The organism is Microbulbifer sp. Q7 (assembly GCF_001639145.1).
GTDB lineage: Bacteria > Pseudomonadota > Gammaproteobacteria > Pseudomonadales > Cellvibrionaceae > Microbulbifer.
On the sequence record NZ_LROY01000002.1, the window covers coordinates 1,359,845 to 1,382,025 of the forward strand.

Sequence of the window (22,181 nt, forward strand, 5' to 3'; positions counted from 1 at the left end):
TTTTCAATCGCTATCTAAAACAGCGCGCTGACATTACCCCACCTGTTGCGCCTTAGCCGGGTCAAACACCTCTACCGGGGTTTCACCATGTGACGCTGCCTCAGGATTGTAGAAACGCTGCAACGCCGCAACTTTCGACTGCTGTGCCTGCGCAACATTCTGTTCCTTGACGGGCCCATAGCCACGCACCTGGTCGGGATAGCTCAACAGCTCGATAGCTGCTGCATGATTCTCCGCGTTCAGGCGGCCAATCACTTCCTCTACGATTTTTTCGTATTCACTGATCAGCGCCCGTTCCATTTTGCGCTCGGCGGTATAGCCGAAAATATCCAGCGCCGTACCGCGCAAGAAGCGGAACTTCGCCAGCACACCGAATGCCTTGTGCATCCAGCCACCAAACTTGAGCTTGCGCGGACGCCCGATGGTTTTATCAAACGGGCTCAGTAGAGGCGGCGCCAGATTGAACTCGAGCTCGAAATCCCCGGCGAAGTTTTCTCGCAGGGATTCCATGAAACGGCCGTCGCTGTACAAGCGTGCCACCTCGTACTCATCCTTGTAAGCAAGCAGTTTCGCATAATTGCGCGCAACCACTTCTGCCAGGGCCTCGCTCCCCGGCACCCGGAGAATTTCTGTTTCTTTCACCTTGTCGACCAGTGTGCGGTAACGCTTGGCCAGCGCCGCATTCTGGTATCCGGTGAGATGCGCCACCCGGTGCGCAACGATGGCCTCCAGTCCCTGTGGCATCACCACTACTTCGTCTTGAGAAAGCAGGCGATCCAGTGCTGCGTGGTCTTGCGCTGCCAGACGCCCGGCGGCGAGTCCCTGCAGGTTGCCCTCGACGGCCACACCGTTCAGGCGAATGGCCTCGCGCAGGGCGTCCAGCCCCAGAGGAATCAAGCCTTTCTGCCAGGCATAGCCGAGCATGAAAATATTTGCCGCCAGGGTATCGCCCAGCGCCGCCTTGGTCAGGGCATGCCCTTCCACCACATCCAGCACCTGCACCGCATCCTTGATGGTATCCAGTACCGCCTGGGGCGAATGGATGTCTTCGCGCCCGAGCACAGATGCTGCCGTCGGGCTCAGATGGGTATTCACCACCGCGCGGCTGTGGGTTTCATCCAGTTTGGCCAGGCTTGCCGACAGATTGCCCGCGGCAATCAGGTCACAGGCCATCAGCGCATCGGCGCGACCGTCAGAAATCCGCACCGCTTTGAGCTGTTCGGGGCTGTCGGCGAAGCGCACATGGGAGTAAACCGCACCGCCCTTCTGCGCGAGACCGGTCTGATCCAGTGTGCTGCAGGCCTTGTTTTCAATGTGCGCGGCCATCGCCAGCAGTGCGCCAATGGTCACCACACCCGTGCCACCGACACCGGTCACCAGCAGGTTGAACGGCTCGTCCAGTGCGGGCAGCACCGGTGACGGCAGTTTGTCCGCCTCTTGGCACAGGGCATCCCCCACGCCGGCGCGCTTGTTGAGCTTGCCGCCCTTGACCGTCACAAACGACGGACAGAATCCATTGACGCAGGACATATCCTGGTTGCACGTGGTCTGGTTGATACGGCGCTTGTCGCCAAGGGCGGTATCGACTTTTTCCACCGCGATACAGCTGGACTGGGTAACGCAGTCGCCACAGCCTTCGCACACCAGCTCGTTGATAAACGGGCGCCCTTCCGCTTTCGGCAGCAGGCCGCGCTTGCGCTTGCGGCGCAACTCGGTGGCACAGGTCTGGTCGTAGACGATCACGGTACAACCGGGCGCTTCGCGCAGGGCTTCCATCACGGCCGGCATATGATCCCGGTGGCGAATCTCCACTTCACCAGGGAACTGGAGTTTGCCCTGGTACTTGTCGGTGTCGTCCATCACCAGCACGACCTTGTTGACCCCTTCTGCCAGCACCTGGCGGCAGATCATGTCCGGGAGCAACTCGCCATCGTGCGGCTGGCCACCGGTCATGGCCACGGCGTCATTGAACAGAATCTTGTAGGTGATATTCACTTTCGCCGCCACCGCGGCGCGGATGGCGAGAATACCGGAATGGAAATAGGTGCCATCGCCCAGGTTGACGAACACATGGGGCTCACTGGTAAAGGCCGCCTGGCCGATCCAGTTGACGCCCTCGGCACCCATCTGGGTAAAGGTGTAGGTTTCCCGATCGAGCCACTGGGCCATGTAATGGCAACCGATTCCGGCCAGCGCGCGGCTGCCTTCCGGTACGCGCGTGGAGCGGTTGTGGGGGCAACCGGCACAAAACATGGGCAGGCGCGCAACGCTGGAGCCCGCTTGCGCGGAAATGCGTTCCGCCAGCGCATCCAAACGCATCAGGCGGTGCTTGGCACGCTCGTGAAGATTTTCTTCTCCCAGCAGATAGCCGAGCACCTGCGCCACCACTGCCGGCGACAGTTCGCCATACATCGGCAGCAGCGGTTTATCGTGCTCGTCCACCTTGCCCAGAATGCGGGGGAAATTCGGATCGCGCAGATGTACGTTGTACAGCTCTTCTTTCAGCTGCACCTCCATCAGGCTGCGCTTTTCTTCCAGTACCAGCAGGCTATCCAGGCCGCGGGCAAATTCCTGAATACCGGGCACGTCCAACGGGTAGGTCATGCCAACCTTGAGGATCCGGATACCCAGGGCGCGGGCGCGCTCCTCGTCGATACCCATGTCCTCGAACGCCTGCATCAAATCGAGGTGCGCCTTGCCGGCGGTGACAATACCCAGGCTCGCCTGCGGATTGTCCAGCACCAGCTTGTTCAGCTGGTTGGCGCGGGCAAACGCCAGTGCGGCGGGGCGCTTGTAGCGCCACAGGCGCTCCTCCTGCTCAAGGGGGTTGTCCTGCTTGCGAATATTGAGACCGCCCGGCGGGTGTTCGACTTCCGGATACTCAAAGGAAACGCCGGCGGGGTTCACTTCCACGGTGGAGGAACTGTCCATGTTTTCCGCCAGGGTGATCATCGCCACCCAGCAGCCGCTGAAGCGCGACAGCTCCAGGCCGTAGAGACCATAATCCAGTACTTCCTGCACCGTAGCGGGGTTCAACACCGGAATATGCATGTCCACAAAGGCAAATTCGGACTGCCCGGGATAGGAGGAGGACTTACAGCCGTGGTCATCACCGGCGATGATCAGTGCCCCACCCTTGGGCGCGGACCCGGCGGCATTGGCATGGCGGAAAGCGTCACAGGAGCGGTCTACCCCCGGCGTCTTGCCATACCAGATACCGCAAACGCCATCCACCTCGGCACCGTCGAACAGGCCCACCTGCTGGGAGCCCCAGACCGAGGTGGCTGCCAGCTCTTCGTTCACTCCGGGGACAAAGCGGATATTGTGTGCATCGAGGAGCTTGCGGGCGCGGGAGAGCTGTTGGTCGTATCCACCCAGGGGCGAGCCACGGTAGCCGGAAATGAAGGTGGCGGTGTTCAGGCCCCGCGCGCGGTCGATGCGCATCTGGTCGATGGGCAGGCGCACCAGCGCCTGGATACCGGAAAGGAGCACGCGCCCTTTCTCAATGGTGTATCGGTCGTCCAGGGAGACCTTTTTGTCGGTGCCTGCCGGGGCAGTGACTGCCTGAGAATCGGTATTCACTTCTTTCTCGCTCATACGCCTACTTCTTTCCCGCTGGTGTCAGGTGGCCCGCGTAGCGCGCGGACTTCCGCCAACTATTGTGATTCGACTTATTGTGATTTGAGGCTCGCGTCGCTGGGCTTGGCGCCCGTTTAAACGAGTTATTGTATGGCGGCCCGAATTAGCGACGGCGTGGTCAAGTCATACTAGTGCCTTAGGCACAATGAAACATTGCTTTATTTACAATTTTGCGATTAAAATTGTGACAACCATCTCGGCCAATGTAGAAAGTGTAGGACAGGAGTTTATATGAAGCGCTCAACAGACTTGGATGATTTCGACCGCAAGATTCTGCGGGCGCTGCAGGAAAACGCGGATTATTCCATGGCGGAGCTGGGAGACAAAGTGGGTTTGTCGCACACACCCTGCTGGCGTCGTATCAAGCGCCTCGAGGCAGAAGGCATCATCCGTGGCCGCGTCACCCTCCTGGATCCGCGTAAACTTGACCTTGGGGTCACAGTATACTGCTACGTCACCATTCACAACCATGACGAAGAGTCGCTAAACAACTTCGAGTCTGCGGTACAGGATGTACAGGAAGTGGTGGAATGCTACTCCACCAGTGGCGACAAAGACTACGTATTGCGCGTTGTGGTCGACAGTGTGGAGCACTACGAGCAGCTGCTGAAGCGCTCGCTGGTCCACCTGCCGAACGTCGCTTCGGTCAACTCGACCTTTGCCTTAAAGCAGGTCAAGTACACCACCCAGCTGCCCCTGTAAGGCCGCGCGCTCGCCGCATCAGCGAGCCTCCAGTTTGCTCACCACCTGCGCCAGGACCCCCTCGAGGTCCTGGCCGTCACAGTCCACCACGATATCCGCGTAGCGTCGGTACAACGCCTGGCGCTCCTCAAACAACGCTTCAAAGCTTTGTCCCGGCGCCTTGGCAATACCGCGGCTCTCGTAGTTGTGAATTCTTCTGCGCAGCTCTTCTGCGGAGCAGTTCAGGAAAACCGCAGGGCCGAATTTGAGCAGGTTGTGCATCCCCTCCTCGCTATACACCACGCTGCCACCAGTGGCGATCACATGGTTGGGGAGGTTGGCCTCGGCGATCACCTCACCCTCGATACGGCGCAGATTCAAATAGTCGGTCTCGTTCATGATTTCCTGCAGGGTCTTGTCTTCCCGCAGCTGGATCAACACATCCGTATCCACAAAATCCTTGGCCAGCTCCTTTGCCAGCAATACCCCCAGCGTACTCTTGCCAGCACCCGGCATCCCGATCAGTACCACGCTACCCTGTTTATGCATTTTTATTCGACTTCCTAAATGACGCTACGCGAGACCGGGGCCTGTGCAACCCTCTAGTCTCCTCTTCGTGGCAATACGACCGATCGCAACCACCCGAGCAGGCTGTTCCCTGCGAGCAACATTTTATCCAATTCATCCAGATTGTGCGCCTGCCGGAAACTGTCGGCAAACAGGGCCTCGCGGGTAATCATTCTACGGCGCGGGTTGATTTGCTTAATCTCACGGGCGGGGTTGCCCGCAACCACCGTGTTGGCCGGCACATCCCGCGTAACCACGCTCCCCGCACCCACCACCGCGTTATTACCGATGGATACACCTTTACAGATGATCGCGCTATCACCAATCCACACATTGTTGCCGAGGGTGATCGGCGCCGTGCAGCGAAATGGCCGAGTGCGGTTATACAGCCCGTGCCAGTCGGAGTCCGAGATGTATACATTGGCGGCGAGCATACACGCGTCGCCAATGGAGATGGACTGGCCGGCAGAGATCCGCACACCGGGGGAAATCAGCACATAGTCGCCAATGGTGATGCACGCTTCACCGCCGCGGTGCCCCATAGCGGTGAGGCGAATACAGTTGTCCGGGGTGGAAATCAGATGCGGAAAGTTTCCGAGCCGAATATTACTGCCGAACACTTTTACCGAAGCCGGGTGCATGATTTCCGGCTCGCGTCCAATAGCATCAAACTGCGGCAATAGAAAATGCCGGCACCGCCAGTGGCGGAAACCGAGCAGCAGGCGTTTGAGCCAGTATGGTCTATGATCTTTTCGCATGAGGTATCGAAGCCGTCGCTGGTCTTTGTATTTTTTGTCATGGGATCTGTACTGCGGATACATTGCAATACACGATGCCTCTCGGTACTGTCTTGCGCTATTCAATCAGCCACAGAGCAGACCATAAACGCTATGGAAACTTCCCACCCCATCGACTTACCCCTCGACATTCACTCCGTGAAAGGCTTTCTCGACCCGGTGGAAGGCGAGGCACTCTACCGGCTGGCGGCGGAAGCCAGCGACCTTGGGCCCGCACTGGAAGTCGGCAGCTACTGTGGCAAATCCACCGTGTATCTCGGCAGTGCCTGCAAGCTGATGGACAACTCACTCTTCGCCATTGATCACCATCGCGGCTCGGAAGAGCACCAGCCCGGCGAGGAGTACCACGACCGGGAACTGTTTGACGATCACAGCCAGCTGATGGATAGCTTTCGCAGCTTCCGCGCCACCATGCGTGCCGCAGCGCTGGAGCAACACGTGATACCGGTGGTGGCCCCGTCAGCGGTGGCAGCTCGTCACTGGAACACGCCGCTGGGGCTGGTATTCATTGATGGCGGTCACTCGCGGGAGGCGGCGCTCAGCGATTACCGCAGCTGGAGCCGGCACATTGTGCCCGGTGGTTACCTGGCGATTCACGATATCTTCCCCAACCCGGAAGACGGCGGTCAGGCACCCTATGAAATTTATCAGCTAGCGCTGGCTTCCGGTCAGTTCGAGCGGGTGGAGATGGTCAAGACGCTGGGTATTCTGCGACGCGTCCAGTAAATTTACCCGGGTAAACAAGGTGCTGGCGGGCGTGAGCCCCGCCAGTGCATCCGCCGCGAGCAACATGGCACCAACGGTCCAGGTAGTTTTCTCCTCTGGCCACACAGCGCTGTCGCGATAGACGTAGCCGGTCCAGTAGCCGCCATCGCTATCCTGCCAACGGTGCAGGCCGCGGTAGAGGGTGTGCGCTTTTGCCACTTCACCAGCCGCCAGCAGCGCCATGGTAAGTTCACAGGATTCGGCCACGGTTACCCAGGGCTCATCGTTGACACAGCGGCAGCCCAATCCCGCCACCACAAATTCCTCCCACTTTTCCTGCAATCGCGCCTGCGCACGGGCACCCTCGATGGCACCGGTCAGTACCGGATAGAACCAGTCCATAGAGAAACGCGCCTTGCTCTCCCAGGTGCGATCAAACCGCTGGGGCTTGTGGCGCAGTGCATCACCCAGGTTGTTCCGCGCAATCCGCCAGTCCGGGCGATCCTGCTCAAGGGCGACGGCGATGTTGATGCCACATTCAAGGCTTTTATACACTGACGAGCAGCCGGTAATCAGTGCGTCCATCAACGGCTCGCCCTGCCCGTCTACCGCCCACTGGATTTCACCGTGCTCAGACTGTAGCGCCAGCACAAAGGTGAGGGCCTTTTCCACCATCGGCCAATAGCGACGGAGAAAACTCTGGTCGCGGGTAATCAGGTAGTGATGCCAAATGCCAGTGGCAATGTAGGCCACGAAGTTGCTTTCGCGGCGCTCCCGGTTGTCTACCTGACCGCCTTTATAGGCCGCCCACCAGCTGCCATCGTCCAGCTGTATGCTGGCGAGCCAGGCGTAGGCTCTTTCCGCTGCAGTGTATTCACCGGCAATACTGAGCCCCATTGCGGCTTCCACATGATCCCATGGGTCCGCGTAGTACCCATCGAACCAGGGTATGCACCCGTCCGCAAGCTGATGGGCGAGAATATAATCCGCACTCTGGCGAACGAACCCCTGGGGAAAAATACTTTGCTGGTGGTCCGTACCCGTCGCCTCACCCGAGAAGAGACTCATGCCACTTCCCTCCGACCCGCGCTGGACGAGGCTTCGCTTTCTTGTGGCGCAAGCACAATGTCCGCTTTCTTCACCGATGCCGGCTTCACAAAATACAGTGCAATACTTTTACCGAGAAGTGGATTGAGCAGTTTTTCCATCCAGCGGGTCACACGGGGCTTTTGCATCATGTCCCATACCAGAAAGCGGTGGTAAGCAGACACCAGGCGGTGATCGTCCTGCCCCCAGAAAAGGCACTTGAGCCACCAGAAAGGCGCATGCAAGGCATGTGCTTTATGACGGGCGAAATACTGCTGTCCCAGCGCCTCAATACTTTTGCGCAATTGTTTTTCACGAAAAATTCGGATGTGCCCGCCTTCCACCTGGTGATAGGCATCAGAGAGCTTCCAGCAGACCCATTCAGGGAAAAATGCCGGGACGGTTGCGGCAAAAATACCAGAGGGCTTCAGTACCCGGTTGATCTCCTGCAGCACACCGCGGTAATCCTCGATATGCTCCAGCACTTCCGAGCAGATCACCACATCAAAAAACTGATCCGCAAAGGGCAGCTGCAATGCGTTGCCAACACCAAACTGCAGGCGCCCTGCGCCGTGCCCGGCACCTTGAAATTCAGCAGCGCGCTCTCGCGCAGTCGTGATATCCCGCTCACTCAGGTCTATGCCAAAAACGTCAACATCATCCGTCAACATCAGGTGAATGGCATGGCGACCTTCGCCACACCCCAGGTCAAGCACCCGCTGGCCCGGTGTCAGGTTCAGCAGTGCCGGGTCGACAGTGATCATCAGGCCGCCTCCCCCTGGTTTTTCGGGTTTGGCGCATCGCCCGGTTGGGCAGCGACGCGATTTGCAGGACGCTGCTCCACAAGCCCGGCGACGGCAATCCGGTGCTCCGTGTCCGACTGTGCCTGCGCACTCTGGCCGATAATCTCCCGGTAATAGGACACCAGATGTTTTGCCGCCACCTGCCAGGAAAATGTTTCTTCAATACGCCGACGCCCGGCCTGCCCGAGCGACGCACGCAGGTCGTCATCGGCCAGAAGCTGTTCGATCGCGCGCGCCAGAGCGCCGCTGTCACCGGCTGGCACGACGAGCCCCGCGTCGCCAACGACCTCGGGCAACGCTCCGCCATCACTGGAAATCACTGGCACGCCACAGGCCATGGCCTCGCCGGCCGGCAGACCGAAACCTTCATACAGCGAGGGGCAGACCACCATCGCCGACGCCGTGTAATGCGCAACCATCTCCTGATTCGAGATTCCCGAGACAAAACGCACGGCAGACTGCAGGCCAAGTTCTTGCAGCAATCGCGCCGTGTCGCCACCCTCGCGCAATTTTCCTACCACCAGCAACTTCAGCTTGGGGTGCCTGGCTCGCAACAGCGCCAACGCCTGCAACAGAAAGCGCAACCCCTTGAGTGGCTGATCTGCGGAGGCCGTCGTCATAATCTGCCAGGAATCTGGCGCTTTCTGTGGCTGCGGTGCAAACAGTTCGGTATCGATGCCGTTGTAAATCAGCTTCAGGCGGGATGGCGAGACGCCAAACTGTTCGACAATATCGTTAAACGACTGTGTGGAAACAGTGACGATATGTTGCAGACGCCGGGATACCTTCATCTGCATGTTGAGAAAACTGTGCCAGCGGCGCACCAGCAGGCGATAGAACCAGTCTGGCGCCGCGTCGATCGCCAGTTGGCGGTCGCGGGTAATGGGGTGATGGATGGTGGCAACAACTGGAAGCCTCTGCTTTTCAATAGCCAGCAGGCCATAACACAGCGACTGGTTGTCATGCACCACGTCGTACCGGGTGCCGTGGGTACGCAAATAATGGGCGACGCGGCGGCCAAAGCTGTACGGCTCAGCAAACGCACCGGTCAGCTTGCCAAACCATTCGTAACAGTCTGCCCAGCTCAGCAGGTTCCTGGGGCGCAATGCCCGGGTGGGATGCGGGTGTTCATAGAGATTCAGGCCCGGCATCTTGATCAGGCGCACCCGGGAATCCAGCTCCGGATACGGCTGGCCGGAAATCACATCAACCTTGTGCCCCGCTTCAACCAGCGCCTTGCTCAGGTAATAAAGGTAAACCCCCTGGCCGCCACAGTGGGGATGGCTTCGGTAACCCAGCAGGCAGATATTCAGTGGCCGCGACTGGGCCGATGGACCGTCTGTACGATTTCCCAAGGCGGTCATAGTTTCCCCGTAGTTATTGTTTTGGCGAACACAAACAAAGCGCGGGCGCCGAAAGAGGCGAAGAATACACCGGCAAAGAAATGACTGCCAGACAGAAACCGTCCACACCGGAGGCGAAACGACTCAACCTCCGCGCCAACGACGGCGGCGGATAGACAGACAGGAGCGCACAATAATCCGGCCACCACGACAAAGCCCCGGCCTCGTCACGGGGACGAGAGCCGGGGCAATGGTGTCTGGAGCATTTGTCAGATCAGAAGCTGAACTTGTAGCCTACGCCCAGATTAAAGATCCAGGAATCCATTTCCAGGTCATCTTTGTAGCGAATGGTATCCAGCACCAGGCCGTTGCTCAGGATGACATCGTCTACACCCACTTCGATTTCTGGGTCCGCATCGATGTACATGGCCGACGCGTTAAACAGCCAGTTGGCATCGCGGCCAAATTCGATATCCACGCCCACTTGCGCGGTCCAGCCAAACGAACTGCCAAAGTTCACCAGACCGTAATTGACATCCTGATCGCGGAATACCGGACGCAGGAAGTCCTGCTCGATATCGGTGTAATTCACGCCGACACCAATGTACGGCTGCACCCAGGACTCCACACACACCGGATACCAGTTCGCGTAGAGGCTGGTGACATTGGTCTCGAAGTCCCCCAGCCCGTCGGAGCTGCGAATATCGAAGTCGTCAGAGATCGCGAAGGTGCTGTAAGTCGCATCCAGGTCGGCACTGTTCATGTGGTAGAGCTCGACCGCCCAATGATCCACCACAAAGTAGGTACCATTAATAAACCAAGTGGTGTCATCGTCCAGGTCCAGAGCGTCGCCGACCTGTACCGGGACAGTCAACGCCGGATCATTGGGGTCCGGCACCAATACAACAGCGGACTCGGAGAAAACCGAATCATCGGTTTCTATATAGGCCGCACCAATCCGCACAATAAGATCACCGCCATTGAAGTCGGCAAAGGCCGGCGAGGTAGCGCTGGCGGCAGCAATGGCCAGCGGTAGAAGAAGAGACTTGGTTCGCATGGGTAACTCCTTGTATCTCTGAAATGCTCCATAGCCGCCCTGAGCCACGAAATAAAGTGTGACCCGTGCGTGCGGTTAGTTTCAGTATAGGTGGAGTTTTCCGGAAAACAGCAAGTACTGCCTAAGGTTTAGCCGACAAATGGGAAGAAATTTCTGCAAGAATATTTTGCCCAAAAAAAATGCCCGCCAATAGGCGGGCTAGTTTTCTCGAACACACTTTCAGGAGGAGAGTTTGCGACGCGCTGTGTACGCAAGTTCACAGCTGTCTGAATTAGGTATAGCAGACCATTTGCGGCTACCAACCAGGCTGTCATCAAAGCCGTTGATTAGCAGTCGCAATCCACGCCTGAACACACCCTGGCACCCAATCAGACCCGCTGCAGGTAACTCTGGTACTCCACGTCGGTGACCCGCGCCGCAATTTCCGCCTGCTCCTGCCGCTTGAGCAGCACGAACAGCTCGACAAATTCCGGATCGAGGTACTCTTTCCACAGGTCGCTCTCGGCGAACCGGTTGAGCGCGCCACCCCAGGTGTTGATCAGCTGTTCACTCTCCACCTGATAGGCATCGCCTTCCACTGGTGCCGGAGGCTGGAGTTTATTTTCCAGGCCATGGCAGACACCGGCCAGAATGGCGGCCAACACCAGATAGGCGTTCACATCGGCACCGGCAATCCGATGCTCGATCCGACGCGCCTTGGCCTCACTGGCCGGGATGCGGAAAGTCACCGTGCGATTGTCATAACCCCAGCACAGGTTGAGCGGCGCGTGGCTACTCTCCTGAAAACGACGATAGGAGTTTGCGTGCGGGGCAAAAATCGCCATCGCGTCATTGGCCGTGGTCATCATGCCCGCAACCGCGTGGCGCAATAACTCGGAACCCAGCTCGCTCCCGTCGTCGAAGACGTTGTTTCCTTCGCCGTCGACCAGACTCATGTGTACATGCATGCCGTTGCCGGCCAGCTCGCCGAAGGGCTTGGCCATTGCGCTGACGCGCAGGCCATGGCTGCGCGCGACACCTTTCAGCAAACGCTTGAACAGCAGGGTCTGATCGGCGACCTTCACCGGGTCGTCGCAGTGGAGCAGGTTAATTTCAAACTGCCCTGGCGCGCACTCCGACAGGATCGAGTCGGCGGGAATGCCCTGCGCCTCACAGGCAGCGCGCACGTCGGCAAAAAAGTGCCGTTGGGCGTCCAGCTCTGCAAGGTCGTAAACGTCTGTGGACGGCACCAGGTCGGAGTCGTTGTCGCTGACCGGGCGCGGGCGCCCCAGCTCGTCGGCCTCTTCCCGCAGCAGATAAAACTCCAGCTCGGTCGCGCACACCGCCTTGTAGCCAAGGCTGCCCAAGCGATCCACCACCTTCTGCAATTGCGCGCGCGGGTCGGCATACAGGTCCGACCCATCCGCTTCGAATAACTGCATGTGCAGCTGAGCGGTCTGCTCCCGGTGCCAGGGCGCCAGACACAGCGCCGACACCGGCTGGCAGACCCCATCGCTGTCACCACTGGCAAATACCAGTGGGCTGTTTTCAATATCGCGCCCCCAGATATCGAGGCTCACCGCGCTGCGGGGCATTTGCAAACCACCGCCGAGAAGCTTCTCGGCGGAGTCTGCGGGTAGCCATTTGCCGCGGGGCACACCGTTGATGTCGAAAGCAAAGCCTTCGATCCACTTGAGGTCCGGGTGCGCCTCGAGAAACGCTTCCGAATCCGAGAGCAACTGGGCGGACGGCTGATATTGTTCTTTTGCTGCCATAAATCGATTCACACTAATGGAAACTGTACGTAGCCCTGGGCGGCTTACGCCATGGCCCGAGCGGTATCATCCAGCGCACGGTGCGCCTTTTCCACCAGCTCGTCAATCTGTTCCGTCGTCATAATCAGCGGCGGAGCAATGATCATGGTGTCGCCGGTGGCGCGCATGACCAGACCATTCTTGATGCTCATATCGCGGCACACCGCACCGGCGGTGCACTTGTCATCAAAGCGTGCACGGCTGCCCTTGTCTTTCACCAGCTCCAGCGCGCCTACAAGCCCGAGGCTGCGCGCCTCACCCACAATGGGGTGCTCCGCCAGCTCTGCCCAGCGCTTGGCCAGGTATGGCCCGGTGTTGTCGCGGACGTTTTCGATGATTTTTTCATCACGCAGGATATTGATGGTGGCAATGCCAGCCATACAGGCTGCCGGGTGCGCGGAGTAGGTATAACCGTGGGTAAATTCGCCACCTTTGGCCTTGATGACGTCGGCAACGCGATCACTCACCATGGTACCGCCCAGCGGGAAGTAACCATTGGTCACCGCCTTGGCAAAGGTCATCAGATCCGGCTGCATACCGTAATAGTCTGCACCAAACCACTCACCGGTGCGCCCGAAACCGAAGATCACTTCGTCCATCACCAACAGGATGTCGTACTGATCCAGAATTTTTTTGATTTCCGGCCAGTAGGTCTCTGGGGGAATGATCACGCCACCGGCACCCTGAATTGGCTCGGCGATAAAAGCCGCTACCTTGTCCGGGCCCAACTCCTGGATCTTCTCATCCAGACAGCGCGCCGCATGCACACCGAATTCTTCCGGTGACATGTCGCCACCCTCACCAAACCAGTACGGCTGCTGAATGTGCTCGATATAGTCCAGCGCCTGAAACTGCTTGTGCATGCCGCTCATGCCGCCGAGGCTGGCACCACCGATGGTGGAGCCGTGGTAACCATTCTTGCGGGAAATAACGATGCGCTTTTCGGGCTGCTCTTTGAGGTCCCAGTAGCGGCGGATGATACGCAAGTTGGTGTCGTTCGCTTCACTACCGGAACCGGTGAAGAAGACATTGTTCATCCCCGCCGGAGTCACGTCGGCCAGCATGTCAGCAAGCTCGATGGACGGCACGGTGGTGCACTGGAAAAAGCTGTTATAGAACGGCAGCTTGTTCAGCTGCTCGTAGATGGCCTCGCTGATTTCACGACGGCTGTACCCCAGGTTACAGCACCACAGGCCCGACATGCCGTCCAGCATCTGGTGGCCATCAATATCGGTGATGTAAGCGCCCTCGGCACTGGTAATCACCCGGGTGCCCTGATTACCCAGATCGTTGAAATCGGTAAACGGGTGCAACAGGTGCTCGCGGTCATGTTGTTGTAACTGGCTCTTGTTCATGAACTCACTCCTGATTCATAGACCCCCTGCGATGACCCACAGGCGGCGCTGCAAAATGTGATCACATTTTAGGGGCAAGAATAGAAACAGTGCAACCGCTATTGATCCGGGAAGCAGGCTTTGCCGGACTGCAGTGACACGACTGGCTCTAGCGTAGCGCCGATTACAGAACAGTAGTTGCGCGCTTTTTGTGCAATTCAGTGACAGAAGCGAAGAAAGTGGGGGAAAAACGAGGGGGAGAGTAAGGTCGAATTGTGACCGGCAGGTTGCGGGACCAAACGGTCGAGGGCTGTGCCCCGCGACCGCGTTGGATCAAAGCAATCTATAAGGGAGAAGCTACGAGAAGCTACAGACAGAAACTTCCCGCTTTACCGAGCAGAGGTAATCGCAACGGATACCGGCTCGATATCCATGGCCACCCCGACCAGCGAGTACTGATCCTTGGTACCGGATCCGTAGCGCCAATAGCCCAGGGACTCGTCCGTTTGTCGAAAGCGGTACAGCACACCACGACCGGTTTGTTCATCGAAGGAATAGCGACGCAGCTCACGCATCTCGCTGTTGTCCAGCAGGGAAAAACCGAGCAGCTGATCCAGGCGCGGATTCGCCAGCGCAAAACCCCCGCCCTGCGTCGCGCGATACCCAAAGGCTTCACTGCCCGTTGTCTGGCTGCCTTCCGCCACCACTTTGCCATCGACCCAGTGCAGTCGGTCGCCGGCGCTCAGCACGCTCAGCTGTACATCGCGCACCGCAAATGCGCCCTCACCCTCACTTTCACCGTCACCACTAAAGAGGGCATTGCGCCCATCGGCAACAACCAGGTTACCCGCACCCAGCACCTCGATGAATTTACCCTCCAGGTTCACCAGCAGCGCGGTATCTTCATCCACACCGAAACCGATCCGCCCGATCGGCTCCGCACTGTGGCCCAGCGCCCGCACCAGGCGCCCAAGCCGTGCCTTGCGATCAAAGTGCTGATCCACGATCCCCACCGGCAGAAAACCCAGACCGCGGCTGAGCAGCAACTGGCCGGACTCTTGGCTTTCCATCCCCACGTATTCATCTGTCGCGGGCAGGGTCAACGCGCTCAGTGAATCTCCGGCCGCGATCATGCGGTGACTCATAATCGCTGCACCGGCACTGGTTCCACCAATTACCGCGCCGCGAGCAAGCTGTACGCGAATGGCCGCGAGGACCGGGGTATCAGCGCCTTCCAGATCAAGAAGCGTATCGGTGGTTCTGGTCTGGTCACCGCCCACAAACCAGATACCGCCCACATCCTGCAGACTTTCCGCAAGCGCCTCGTCGCCCCCACCGTTGCGCCATTGGCTCTCATCCACAGACTTGGTGGACGGGTCGTCTTTCACCGCAATCTGGAGTACGCGTACCTCGCCGGTAAACCCGAATGCGCGCAGATCATCGGTAAACTGCTGCGCGTAATGCGCGGGCCGCCCGGAAGCTGCCGGCACGATGGCAACATTCGGGTACGCCGCGGGAATCGCATCGATAAAAGCCCGATACACCGCCTGGTTATCACTGCGCAGGGCGCCACCGACGATCAGCAGGTGACCGGATTGACTAGCAGGCGTCGCCTCCGCCGAAGTCCCGGCGTTCTCCCCACTACAACCCAGCGTAAAAAGCAGCACTACAAGCAGTAAAAACCGAATGGCTTTCGAACAATTCACACACATAATTCCACTCGTAAATAGTCTGAATTTGTCGGACGGAAACAGAAATGGCGCGCTGTCTCTGCGCGCGCACCCAGCATGCGCTCGGCACGCGGGCTGCGCCCGTAGGTGTCGCGGAAAGAGCGACTGAAATGAGATGCCGAACGGAATCCGCATTGCAACCCCACCTCTTCGACACTCAGGGCACTCTCAAACAACAGCGCGCGCGCCCGCTCTAAGCGCAGTTCACGGTAATACCGCGCCGGTAGCACACCTTTAAAGCGGCAAAAAATACGCTCCAGTTTCTTGACCGAAATTTCCAGATACGCTGCAAGCTCTCCGGTGCGCAACGGTTCGGAAAGATTGTTGCGCATCAATACTAATGCCTCGTCCAACAGTTGCTGATCTTGCAATGTCGTCATCTTCTCCTCCCGCTAATCAAAGCATCGCGCGGTGCGAAGCTGGCGATCAAACATTTGCCAGCGCCCCTGCGCCATGACATGGGTGATCTGGAAACGCTGCGGATCTACCAGCATCAGATCTGCATCGCGGCCGGAAGCCACCTGCCCCTTGTGCTTAAGCCCCAGGGCGCGCGCCGGGTTGCTGGATACCGCCTGCAGTGCCCGCGACAATTCCACGCCTTCGTCCTGCACGGCACGACGGAACTCCTCAAACAGACTCGCAATGGAGCCCACTTCGATATCCTGCAGCTCGCCGAGATCGCAGAAGTTGGTGAGTGATCCCTGGGCATCCGAAGAAAAGGTCAACTGGTCAATGGGGGCACCCTGCTCCAGCGCAAGCGCCAGCGCTTTGCTCGCACGCATCTCGCCGCTGGCCAGGATTTCTTCCGTTGTCGACGTCGTGAAGTCGATAAAACCACCGGCGCGGGCAAATGCCACACCGTGCTCCAGCAGGGACGGATTGCGGTTCATATGCGTCGGGAAAAACTGGGTGATGGGAATTTCAGAGTGCTCCACAACATCAAACAGCGGTTGCAGCCGGCCCGCGCCATCTCCCACATGCACACTGACCACACCACCCTTACCGCTCAGAAGACCGGCCACCCGCGCATCCGCAGCAATGCGAATCAATTCATCGCGGGTGGGATGGGACGATCGGTGATCGGAAATTGCCAGCTCACCAACACCAATCATGTTGTCTATCAGCATGATGTCGCTGCGCACACTACCGGTCAGTGTGTTCACCGGCACCTGATAAGAACCCGTCTGAATGAAACAGGTAAGCCCCTGCGCTTTCAGTGCTTTGGCTTTGCCGAACAGTTCATTCAGTGTGCGCGTCGTCGCATCGGTGCCAAGGGCACCGATCACCGTGGTCACGCCCGCAGAGAATGCCTCGCGCACATCCAGCTCCGGGGTCCGCGAGCCGAAGCCGGCCTCCCCTCCACCGCCGCTGATATGAACCAGCGTATCCACCAGCCCCGGCATCAGCCAGGCACCATCGGCATCCACCACCTGGCCAATATCTTCCGGCAGGCTCAGGTGCTGGTCGATTTTGGCCACCCGATCTCCCGCCACCAGGACATCACAGCGGCCGAGACCACGAGGCGCGAACACCTCTGCATTTTTTATCAGAGTTATTTGAGACATAAATAGCTGCTTGAAAGTTAAAAACCGGAAACCGCTGCCACCAGTACCGCCAGCGACGCAAACAGGAACAAAGCGCCCTGCAACGGCAAGACAAAGCGAACCCACACACCCCAGTCCAGGCGTGCAGCGCCAAGGCAGCCCATCAGTGCGGCAGAGGTCGGAACAACGATATTGGTCAGGCCGTCCCCCAACTGGAACGCCAGCACCGCCGTCTGTCGCGTGACTCCGACCACATCCGCAAGCGGCGCCATGATTGGCATGGTCAACGCGGCCTGGCCGGACCCGGAAGTAATAAAGAAATTAAACACTGTCTGAAACACCAGCATGAACCAGGCGGAGACAGCGCCAGAAACATCTGCAAGGCCGTTGCCCGCAGAATGCAGAATCGTATTCAGGATACTTGCGCCCTGTGGATCATCACCGCCAAGCAGCAGCACAATGCCTTTCGCAAATGCCACTACCATGGCCGCCGGCAACAGTTGCTGAGCACCTTCTTTGAAAGCCGCCGCAGCCTTGTTCGCCGTCAGTCCGTTGAGGCCAAAGGCAATGGCCACAATGGCAATCACGATGCCCATAGTGAAAAACTGGCTGGCAATTTCCGGCAGGAAATAGCTGCGCTCGACAACGCCCCAGATCATCCACGCAATACCTGCGCAAAACAGCAGGAGCACCCACCCATCCCCTCGAGTCATCGTCTGCAGTGAGTTCGCAGACACCGACTTGTCGCGGAATACACGATCGGATTCATAGGCGAGTGATCGTTCAGGCTGCGACTGGATCCGCCGTGCGTAGTAGATGGTGTAGCCCGCCAGGCCGCAGGTGGCGATAAGCCACAGCACCATGCGCATGCCACTGCCGGACATTAGCGGCACACCCGCAATGCCCTGGGCAATACTCACCCCGAACGGGTTCATCCACGAGGTCGCGAAGCCCACCTGAGTGGCAACATAAGTCACCAGCAGTGCGGTGATACTGTCGTAGCCCATGGTGACCAGTAATGGCACCACAATCAGGGTAAACGGAATCACCTCTTCGCCCATGCCAAAAACCGCACCGCCAAGGGAAAACAGGAAACACAGAATTGCCAGATAAAAATGCCCCGCTTCACGATTGCGGGCAATCACCTGGAACAGACCGCGCTCCACAGAACCACTGGCGAAAATCAGGCCAAAGGCACCGCCGGTCAGCAGAATAAAGGCGAAGACACCAATCGACGCGCCCCACTTACTGCCGGACACCATTCCCTCAAACGCAAAATTGAGAAAACCGATACCACCACCTTCGGCAAACAGCGACATGCCCGCAGGCTCATCCGATGCCCGCTGATAGCTCGACGGATCAATCACCGTGCGCTCAGTACCATTGACCATACTGGTCACAGTATCGAAGGTGCCCGCAGGGACCAGAAAGTTCAAAGCGAACGCGACCAGTGCCACCGCCAGCAATATCAGATAGGTATCCGGCATTGCCCAGGTTTTATTCACTGGCTGCTCCACATCACCGGTGGTGTTACCACAGGTGGCTTGGGTATCGCTTGTCTGCATAGGAGTACACCGCAGTAAAAGGAATAGGATCGGCGGGTGCAAACTGCGCACCCGCCGAGATCAGGTCCTGTGAGACGCCGATCAGAACGCGTAGCCGTAACTCAGGGTGTAGAAGCGCCCCATGGAGTCATGGTTGAAGTGGTCCACATTGGCCCCGGTACCCAGCACCAGCGGCGGCTCTTCATCCAGCAGATTCTTCACCCGCAGACTCAACCAACTGCCGTTGTCAAAGTCGCGCGCCACACTCAGGTCGAAGGTAAGCCAGCTGTCCACTTCCACGTTGCCCTCATCATCGAAGTCAACACGAGACAGGAAGTACTCAGCGCCCGGCTCGAAGATAGCATCCAGGGTTCGCGGGCTTGGGTCATCGCGATAGCTATGGGTGTAGCGCGCAGAGAGGGTGGAGGACCAGTCCTCATAGCGCCAGCGCAGGGAGCTGTTGGCCAGCCAGCGCGGATAGGTGTAGTTACCCGCTTCGCTGACAATTCCCAGGGCATCAGAAGGAAGCTTGTCGAACTCTGAGAGGTAAGTGCCATCCAGAGTAAAACGGAAACTGCCCCAGCTATCGGTTTCGAAATACTGGGTCAGCGCCATGTCGATGCCGCTGGTCTTCTGCCAACCCAGGTTGGACAGCTGGAAGTGGGCATCCACTACGAATCCGCCTGCCACCTCGAGGCCCGCCTGGCCGGTAGCCAGTTCACCCTCACCGACAATCGGGAAGTCACCATTAAAGGCACGCAGGATGAAATCGTCTTCTTCCACGCCGATCAGGTTTTCGTGCTCGATATTCCAGTAGTCAATACTGATTTCGGTATCCGCGGAGGGCTTCAGCAGGAAGCCAGCGCCCCAGGTAGTCGCGGTTTCCGGTTTCAGATCATCGTTGCTCACCTCTTCGGAAAGCAGTGACTCACCGGATTCATCGATAAGGCCGTCACAGGCGACCGGTGTTACGCCACAGTCAACCGCGTAACTGGACAGCAATGTGCCAGCACCGACCTGTGCCAGAGATGGCGCGCGGAAAGAAGTGGACCAGTTGCTGCGGAAAATAATCGCATCGTTGAACGCGTGGCGCAGGGCGACCTTCGGGTTGGCATCGCCGCCGAAGCTGTCGTAGTGGTCGTAACGCAGGGCCACCTGCAGCTCGGTATCCGTCGCGAGCGGAATCATCTGCTCCATGTACACCGCCCACTGGTTGCGCGATGCGTCAGCAGAGGTGGAGCTGAAGCCGAGAATCGGCTCAGGATTCAATGTGGTGGAAACCGCATCGCCTGACGGAGTATCTACCACGGTTTCACGGCGGAACTCACCACCAAATGCGACCTGAATCGCGCCGGCAGGCAGTTCGATCCAGCTGCCTGAGATATTACCGTCGATAGCATACAGATTGGATTTACCACTACGTTTCGCATCGGTGCGAATCAGGTCGTCCATTTCGGCGATTTGATCAACTTGGCCACCGAACGGGTTATACCAGGCAGTGGTTTTACCGAGATCTTCACAAGTTTCACCTGCGCCAAAACTAGCACTTGGGCGCGCAAAATCTACGTCCCAGCGATCTACAACCGAACCATCCGTACACAGATTACCAACGCTTGCATTGTAGAAAGCGTCCGCCTTGTACAGCCCCGAAATACCGCGCTGTTCGGACTCACTGCGCCCCAGATTAGCCGCCACCTCCCAGTTCCAGTCATTCACCTCGCCACGCAGGCCGGATACCAGACGCATGGATTCGCTCTCTACTTCTACCGCGCGGGCATCAGGGAATTTACCCCAGGCGAAAATCGGGTAACCGTAAAAATCACTAAAATCACTCGTCGGGTAATCCGGGTGGAAGGAGCCCTCTTCTACCAGGTCCGCTTTCAACGCTTCCGGCCAGTAGGAATTTTCAGGGTCAAACGGTGCGCGAGAAAAGTTCGCTGGGGAAGATGTGCCGCGCGACTCACTGGTTTGCAGCATCAAAGTATTGAACCACTCCAGACTATCAGAGATGTCGTAGTTGAAGGTTGCTACGACACTGGCGCTTTCATACTCATCCTGGGTAGCGGAAACGGCATTGGTATTGAATTCGCAGTAATCGCCGAAACTTCCGAAACCAAACTGGTCTTCTGGACAGCCACCAGTTTCGGGGCGCTCGGTCTGGTCGTAATACGCGAGGAACAAGTCGTTAAAGCTCGGGTAGACACCCTGCTGGCTCGGACGCACAGAGTTGGCAGTCAGCTTGCGATCGCGATCATAAAAGGCATTGCGCGAGAACAGGTCCACCACCACCATGGTGTGGCTGTTCTCACCTTCACGACCCCAGACCCAGTTCAGGTTGTATTTACCTTCATCACTGCCGGCGGTGGAGTTGCCGTGGGTCAGTGAAATTTCACTGCCAGTGAAATCATCACGCAGAACAAAGTTCACCACACCGGCCACGGCGTCGGCGCCATAGGTTGCCGCGGCGCCGCTGGGCAGAACTTCGACGCGCTCAATCGCCGACAGCGGAATGGAGTTCACGTCGACGAAGGATTCCTGGCCCTTGGCGAAAGAGCTGACAGATACGCGACGGCCATTTACCAGCACCAGAGTGGAGCTGGCACCGAGGCCGCGCAGGGAAACGCCCGCGGCACCTACCGGAGTGCTGCTGGACAGAGCGCCGGACGTAGCGGTGGAGAAAGTACCGCTGCCGCCGCCAGTCTGAGAGAGCTGTTGCAGGATTTCGATGGGTGAGGTTGCACCGGAGGCTTCGATATCCTCACGATTTATCTGTACCACCTGCACCGCACCTTCGGCATCCAGCCCTTTGATATGGGTACCGGTTACCACCACCTCTTCCACAGCGTCCGCCACTTCCGGCGCTTGCTGTGCAATGGCAAAGGCGCTACCGCTCAGCAGTGAGCAGCCCAGTGCCAGTCGAATGGCTTTGCTTAGCGGGGATTTGGTCAATTGGGTGTTGTTATCCATCTTATGTGCCCTCCAGGAATTATTCCTGTCTCCGATTGTTCTCTTGCGATGCTTTTTGGTCGTTCTTTCTTGCCAGACGGGTACACGAACAGAGTCGACGGCCTCAGTCGGGCAGAGGTTCGTTCAGGATGACAACCGGCGGCGTTCCAGCGCGGCCCAACACTCATATGAACAGCAACAGCAAAGCGTCACCAAGTTCAATACGCAGTGTGGGTGGGGAAAATAAGAACGGAAAAAACCGACTTATAGCTTCCTTACGCCCGTGCAACAGACAGTGACCAGCAAGACCTGATCAATGACGTCACCGAGCCCCGGTCATACCGAGGTGGGGAAGCTACTCGTCAAACCACTCGCTGAGGTAGTAGTTGGAGGAGCAGCGCTCTATGGCAGCAATGTGATTCATTTTGCTCTTAGCCCTGTACTTTCTTAGAACTTACCTTCTAGATAAGTACGTTGCGCTGTTTTTTTGATGACAGGTCAGCCGTATACAACCTATTCAAGCCAAACCATGCCATATTTTTTATCACGGTAAAAAAATGCTGTAAACCATTTCTTTCACGGAATTTAGTTTGTGCGCAAATGGATGGGGCA

16 protein-coding genes are annotated in these 22,181 nt (G+C 58.1%); 2 read left to right on the top strand and 14 right to left on the bottom strand.

From position 1 onward, the window contains the following. Positions 1–33: 33 nt before the first annotated feature. The gene (locus AU182_RS11380) at positions 34–3,597 is read right to left on the bottom strand and encodes an indolepyruvate ferredoxin oxidoreductase family protein (protein ID WP_066965104.1); all 3,564 of its coding nucleotides are present in this window, start codon (positions 3,595–3,597) and stop codon (positions 34–36) included. Positions 3,598–3,870: 273 nt separating this feature from the next. On the opposite strand from AU182_RS11380, the gene AU182_RS11385 reads away from it, so the two are divergent. Further along, the gene (locus tag AU182_RS11385) at positions 3,871–4,341 is read left to right on the top strand and encodes an Lrp/AsnC family transcriptional regulator (protein WP_020413378.1); all 471 of its coding nucleotides are present in this window, start codon (positions 3,871–3,873) and stop codon (positions 4,339–4,341) included. Positions 4,342–4,359: 18 nt separating this feature from the next. Here AU182_RS11385 and AU182_RS11390 read toward each other — a convergent pair whose 3' ends face one another. Then, positions 4,360–4,869: a shikimate kinase gene (locus tag AU182_RS11390; RefSeq protein ID WP_066965106.1), complete on the bottom strand. Its 510-nt coding sequence runs from the start codon at positions 4,867–4,869 to the stop codon at positions 4,360–4,362. Positions 4,870–4,922: 53 nt separating this feature from the next. Continuing rightward, positions 4,923–5,645 (bottom strand): DapH/DapD/GlmU-related protein, encoded by a 723-nt coding sequence (locus tag AU182_RS11395; RefSeq protein ID WP_066965108.1) that lies wholly within the window; start codon positions 5,643–5,645, stop codon positions 4,923–4,925. 132 nt (positions 5,646–5,777) lie between these two features. On the opposite strand from AU182_RS11395, the gene AU182_RS11400 reads away from it, so the two are divergent. Further along, positions 5,778–6,410 (top strand): class I SAM-dependent methyltransferase, encoded by a 633-nt coding sequence (locus AU182_RS11400; protein WP_066965111.1) that lies wholly within the window; start codon positions 5,778–5,780, stop codon positions 6,408–6,410. On the opposite strand, the gene AU182_RS11405 is transcribed toward AU182_RS11400, so the two are convergent. The 11 genes from AU182_RS11405 to AU182_RS11455 form a co-directional block, all read right to left on the bottom strand. Further along, positions 6,336–7,457, bottom strand: a complete 1,122-nt coding sequence (locus AU182_RS11405) for a prenyltransferase (protein ID WP_066965114.1) — start codon at positions 7,455–7,457, stop codon at positions 6,336–6,338. The two genes, AU182_RS11400 and AU182_RS11405, sit on opposite strands and share 75 nt — an antisense overlap. Next, entirely contained in the window at positions 7,454–8,239 is a 786-nt protein-coding gene (locus AU182_RS11410; protein ID WP_082859387.1) for a class I SAM-dependent methyltransferase, read from the bottom strand. Before AU182_RS11410 ends, AU182_RS11405 begins: the two co-directional genes overlap by 4 nt. After that, a complete protein-coding gene (locus AU182_RS11415) occupies positions 8,239–9,642 on the bottom strand; it encodes a glycosyltransferase family 4 protein (protein ID WP_082859388.1) in 1,404 nt (467 codons plus the stop codon). Before AU182_RS11415 ends, AU182_RS11410 begins: the two co-directional genes overlap by 1 nt. 253 nt (positions 9,643–9,895) lie before the next feature. Beyond that, positions 9,896–10,678, bottom strand: a complete 783-nt coding sequence (locus AU182_RS11420; protein WP_066965127.1) for an OmpW family protein — start codon at positions 10,676–10,678, stop codon at positions 9,896–9,898. Between the two features lie 368 nt (positions 10,679–11,046). Beyond that, complete coding sequence (locus AU182_RS11425) at positions 11,047–12,432, bottom strand: glutamine synthetase family protein (protein ID WP_066965130.1); 1,386 nt, start codon at positions 12,430–12,432, stop codon at positions 11,047–11,049. Between the two features lie 44 nt (positions 12,433–12,476). Continuing rightward, positions 12,477–13,826, bottom strand: a complete 1,350-nt coding sequence (locus AU182_RS11430; RefSeq protein ID WP_066965133.1) for an aspartate aminotransferase family protein — start codon at positions 13,824–13,826, stop codon at positions 12,477–12,479. A gap of 368 nt (positions 13,827–14,194) precedes the next feature. Beyond that, positions 14,195–15,511 (bottom strand): cyanophycinase, encoded by a 1,317-nt coding sequence (locus AU182_RS11435; protein WP_193754334.1) that lies wholly within the window; start codon positions 15,509–15,511, stop codon positions 14,195–14,197. Then, on the bottom strand, positions 15,508–15,915 hold the full coding sequence (locus tag AU182_RS11440) for a helix-turn-helix domain-containing protein (protein WP_082859390.1): 408 nt from the start codon (positions 15,913–15,915) through the stop codon (positions 15,508–15,510). The genes AU182_RS11435 and AU182_RS11440 overlap by 4 nt, the downstream gene beginning before the upstream one ends. A 12-nt stretch (positions 15,916–15,927) precedes the next feature. After that, positions 15,928–17,100, bottom strand: a complete 1,173-nt coding sequence (gene iadA / locus AU182_RS11445) for a beta-aspartyl-peptidase (RefSeq protein WP_066965140.1) — start codon at positions 17,098–17,100, stop codon at positions 15,928–15,930. A 17-nt stretch (positions 17,101–17,117) separates the two neighbouring features. Next, positions 17,118–18,644 carry a putative basic amino acid antiporter YfcC gene (yfcC, locus tag AU182_RS11450; protein WP_082859391.1) on the bottom strand — a complete coding sequence of 509 codons (1,527 nt, stop codon included), beginning with the start codon at positions 18,642–18,644 and terminating at the stop codon, positions 17,118–17,120. Between the two features lie 81 nt (positions 18,645–18,725). Then, entirely contained in the window at positions 18,726–21,590 is a 2,865-nt protein-coding gene (locus tag AU182_RS11455) for a TonB-dependent receptor domain-containing protein (RefSeq protein ID WP_066965144.1), read from the bottom strand. Positions 21,591–22,181: the final 591 nt, after the last annotated feature.